Raw genomic sequence first — 4,623 nt, forward strand, 5'->3', positions numbered from 1 at the left:
TTGCTGGAAACGGTGCCAGTCTGGTTGTCGGTTGATCCATTAGCTGGCATAAAGGGGGCGCAAGCGGCGGTGGCTAATCGCTATACTGCCGCCCGGATGCGCCGGAAATGATATATCGGTGCTTATAGAAACTTGAAAATGGCGTAAATAATGTCTGAACTTATTCCAAAATCCGCAGAAATACCTGATAGCGATTATGTGATTGTCGGTGGTACTGGTGATTTGGCGCTACGAAAGATTTTTCCAGCCTTGTTCTGGCGCTATCTGGCAGGCCAGATCACCACCGAATTCCGGCTGATCGCCGCCGCCCGAACAACAATGACCGTCGAAGAATTTGCCGCCATGCTGCGCCCGTTTTGCGCCGATGCGATTGCCGATGAAGATGATGGCGAGGCCCAATGGGCAGGATTCATTGCGCTGATCCGGATCGTCACACTTGATGTTGTTAGTGGTGAGGGGGGCGTCACGCTGGCTGAGCTGGTCAATCGCCGCCTGTCGCCTGAACGCCCGTTGATTTTTTATCTGGCGATCGCCCCGACCTTGTTTGGCGCCGCCTGTGATACGATTGCCACACATGGGCTGGCAGTCCCGCAAAGCCGCCTTGTTGTCGAAAAGCCGCTTGGCCATGATGGGAACTCTGCCCGTGCTATCAATAAATTATTGCTGAATGTTTTTGACGAAACGCAGATTTACCGAATTGACCATTATTTGGGTAAGGAGACAGTGCAGAATCTGATGGCGTTGCGCTTTGCCAATACGATTTTTGAGTCGCAATGGGGCAATCATGCGATTGACCATGTGCAGATCACTGTGGCTGAAACGGTCGGGGTTGATGGACGTGCGTCCTATTATGACAAATATGGTGCCCTGCGCGATATGATCCAAAACCACCTGCTTCAGCTTGTCTGTCTGGTCGGGATGGAACCACCTGCTTATTTCAATGCTGACCAGGTGCGTGACGAAAAGCTGCGCGTATTACGGGCAATCCAGCCGATTGCCCCGGCTGACGTGGTGCGTGGTCAATATCAAGCTGGCAAAGTGAATGGTGCGCCAGTGACAGGGTATCTTGATGAGCTTGGCGAAGCTTCAAACACCGAGACTTATGTGGCATTGAAGCTGAAGATCGAAAATTGGCGCTGGGCTGGTGTGCCATTCTATGTGCGCACAGGCAAACGCCTTTCCCAACGTGCCAGTGAGATCGTTATTACCTTTAAAAACCGTCCCCATGATATTTTCACCAAGCCTGGCGCGCCAGCCAAACCGGATGTGCCAAACCGGCTGACAATCCGGCTACAACCGCAAGAAGGTCTGCGTTTGCAACTGACCAGCAAGGAACCGGGCCCCGGCGGTATGCGGCTATTTCCATCTGAGCTGAATTTGTCTTTTGATGATACATTCGATCAACGCCTACCTGATGCCTATGAGCGGCTATTGATGGATGTCGCGCGTGGGAACCAGACGTTGTTTATGCGCCTCGATGAGGTGCTGGCCGCATGGGATATCATCGACCCGCTGATCGCGGATATCAAAAAACATGCTCTATATAATTACAAAGCTGGCTCGATGGGTCCAATTCAAGGTGATAGTCTGGCACTGAGTGATGCACATGCGTGGATTGATCCACATGAAGGAGATGCGTGATGATAGATGCGGGCGTTGCGATTGCCGACTATTTATCTCAAGCGATTGCCGAACGCGGATCAGCCAGTCTGGTGGTGTCTGGCGGGTCGAGTCCCATACCGACATTTGCAACGCTGGCCAGCACGCCGATTGACTGGGCACAGGTCACCATCACATTGGTTGATGATCGTGATGTGCCGGCTAATCATGCTGACTCGAATGATTTGCTGGTGCATACGCATTTATTGCAAGGCAATGCGGCACAGGCGCATTATGTGTCACTGGCGCGCGATCCAGATGCAGTGGCAAATATAGCGCGCCCGTTTGACGTGATGTTGTTGGGCATGGGAACAGACGGGCATTTTGCATCCTTGTTTCCCGATATGATAACTGATGCAACAGCGTTTGATTCGGATGCCGCACCAGCCATTCTGCGCACGGGCATCAAGGGATCGCCAGCACATCCACGAATCAGTATGAATTTGGCGATGATATTACAATCACGGCACATCATGCTATTGATACAGGGTGATGCCAAACGCGCGGTGCTGGCCGAAGCCCAACATGATCGCAATCTGCCAGTATCAGCATTGTTGCATCAAACGATTACCAATATTGATATTATTACGGATCAAGTATCATGACATTACATAGCGTTATTGATGCGGTCACAGATCGCATACGTACCCGAAGCCAAGCCAGCCGTGCGGCCTATCTGGCTTCGATTGCTGGCATGCAGAATGATCCGGATAGTGACCGTCGTTCGGTATCTTGTTCGAATATGGCGCATGCGGCGGCGGCGGCTGGCGGCGACCAGGATGATGTGCTGGCAATGGCCGATAACGTAAAGCCGAATATAGGCATCATAACCGCCTATAATGATATGCTGTCAGCGCATCAGCCGTTTGAAAAATTCCCGCAAATCATCAAAGCCGCGGCGCGTACAGTTGGCGCTACAGCCCAAGTTGCCGGTGGTGTCCCCGCGATGTGTGATGGCGTTACGCAAGGACGCCCCGGAATGGAATTATCATTGCTCAGCCGTGATGTGATTGCCATGTCAACCGGTATTGGTCTATCGCATGGGGTCTATGACGCGGCTCTCTGCCTTGGAGTTTGTGACAAGATTGTACCGGGGCTGGTGATGGGGGCTTTGTCCTTTGGCCATTTGCCCACTATCTTTGTGCCAGCGGGGCCGATGTCAACTGGCCTTGCCAATGATGAAAAAGCGGCTGTCCGCAAAGCATATGCCCAAGGCAAGGCCAGCCGCGCCGATTTGCTGAAATCTGAAGTGTCCGCCTATCATGGGGCTGGGACATGCACCTTTTATGGCACGGCCAATAGCAACCAGATGTTAATGGAAATCATGGGTCTGCATTTGCCCGGTGCGGCCTTTATACATCCGCATGATGATCTTCGTCATGCGCTGACAGTGGCAGCAACGCATCAGGCCGCCCGCATTTCGCGACAGTCGGATGATTACCGTCCGATTGGCGACGTTCTGGATGAGCGTGCGTTTGTAAATGCCATTGTCGGCTTGCACGCTACAGGCGGATCGACCAATCATACTTTGCATCTGCCAGCTATGGCGGCGGCGGCGGGCATTACACTGACATGGGAAGATTTTGCCGATCTATCAGAAATTGTGCCGCTATTGGCGCGTGTCTATCCTAATGGCAGCGCTGACGTGAATCATTTTCATGCGGCTGGTGGTATAGGTTATGTGATCCGCGAGTTATTGGAAGCTGGGTTGATTCATGCCGATGCGCGCACCGTTTGGGGCGATAGTCTGGCGGATTACGCATCCGAGCCTGTTTTTGGTTCGGATAATGACGTGGCGTGGAAACCGGCGGCTGGCGAAAGCCAAGATATGGACATTTTACGTCCAGTATCAAATCCGCATAGTGTGACCGGCGGGTTGAAAATGTTGACCGGTTCACTAGGTAAATCAGTTATCAAAATATCGGCGGTTGATGCCAGCCACCATATTGTGACTGCACCAGCAAAGGTGTTTACCAGTGAAGCCGCGGTTAAGGCGGCCTTTGCTGATGGTGCGCTCAATCAAGATGTGATTGTCGTTATTCATACGCAAGGCCCTCAGGCGAATGGTATGCCCGAATTGCATAGCCTAACACCGCTTTTATCAATTCTACAAGAACAGGGTCACAAAGTGGCGTTGGTAACAGACGGACGAATGTCCGGCGCGTCGGGCAAAGTGCCTGCGGCGATCCATGTTTGCCCCGAAGCTGTGGCAGGGGGTGCCATTGCCAAGATCAAGGATGGTGACATAATCACCCTTGATGCGGTTAGCGGTGAACTTAATGTTGCGGCTGATCTGGAAGCACGGCCATTGCCAGCGATGGCAAATCAGGCGCCACAGGACGGCTTTGGCCGGCCATTATTTGCAAGCTTGCGCGGCAAAGCCGCACCAGCAGAACAGGGAGGCGGGGTGAACCCGCTGATAAATTTATAATGACTGATGCTAAGATGACGATTAAAGATGTATTGGGGCTTGGGCATGTGATGCCTGTGATTGTGATAGATGATGCCAGCAAAGCGGTGCCGTTGGCGGAAACCCTGCTGGCCAACGATATTCGCACAATCGAGATTACCCTACGCACGTCAGCCGCGCTTGATTCGATTGCCGTAATTGCCGATCAATGCCCCGATATGGTTGTTGGCGCAGGCACAATTCTATCGCCCGAACTGGCACAGGCATCGGCATCAGCAGGTGCCCGCTTTGTGGTCAGCCCAGGATCAACCGATACTGTTATTAAAGGATGTCAGGATGCGGATATTCCGCTTTTGCCAGGTGCCTCAACTGTTTCGGAAATGATGGTGCTTGCCGAACAGGGTTTTGATGTTATCAAGTTCTTTCCGGCGATGGCGGCCGGCGGCTCGAATTTCATAAAATCGCTAGCTAGCCCGTTGCCACATTTAGGGTTTTGCCCGACTGGCGGCATCACCGAAGCGACGGCACCGGACTGGCTGTCATTGCCGAATGTG

The 4,623-nt window shown here is 52.7% G+C and carries 4 protein-coding genes; all 4 read left to right on the top strand.

What is annotated here, in order from left to right; translation table 11 throughout:
- Window positions 1–150: 150 nt before the first annotated feature.
- A complete protein-coding gene (gene zwf, locus ACTF7Q_RS10140) occupies window positions 151–1,641 on the top strand; it encodes a glucose-6-phosphate dehydrogenase (RefSeq protein ID WP_438997717.1) in 1,491 nt (496 codons plus the stop codon).
- Window positions 1,641–2,264: a 6-phosphogluconolactonase gene (gene pgl / locus ACTF7Q_RS10145; RefSeq protein WP_438997718.1), complete on the top strand. Its 624-nt coding sequence runs from the start codon at window positions 1,641–1,643 to the stop codon at window positions 2,262–2,264. Before zwf ends, pgl begins: the two co-directional genes overlap by 1 nt.
- The gene (edd, locus tag ACTF7Q_RS10150) at window positions 2,261–4,090 is read left to right on the top strand and encodes a phosphogluconate dehydratase (RefSeq protein WP_438997719.1); all 1,830 of its coding nucleotides are present in this window, start codon (window positions 2,261–2,263) and stop codon (window positions 4,088–4,090) included. The genes pgl and edd overlap by 4 nt, the downstream gene beginning before the upstream one ends.
- A 14-nt stretch (window positions 4,091–4,104) precedes the next feature.
- A partial coding sequence (gene eda / locus ACTF7Q_RS10155) for a bifunctional 4-hydroxy-2-oxoglutarate aldolase/2-dehydro-3-deoxy-phosphogluconate aldolase (protein WP_438997720.1) occupies window positions 4,105–4,623 on the top strand: 519 nt, incomplete at its 3' end.

It is taken from the genome of Puniceispirillum sp. (SeqCode), from assembly GCF_965657105.1.
Taxonomy (GTDB): Bacteria; Pseudomonadota; Alphaproteobacteria; order Puniceispirillales; family Puniceispirillaceae; genus Puniceispirillum.

Bases quoted from the DNA above. Each gene is read 5' to 3' on its own strand.
- zwf (WP_438997717.1), top strand. From the start codon at position 151: ATGTCTGAACTTATTCCAAAATCCGCAGAAATACCTGATAGCGATTAT.
- pgl (WP_438997718.1), top strand. From the start codon at position 1,641: ATGATAGATGCGGGCGTTGCGATTGCCGACTATTTATCTCAAGCGATT.
- edd (WP_438997719.1), top strand. From the start codon at position 2,261: ATGACATTACATAGCGTTATTGATGCGGTCACAGATCGCATACGTACC.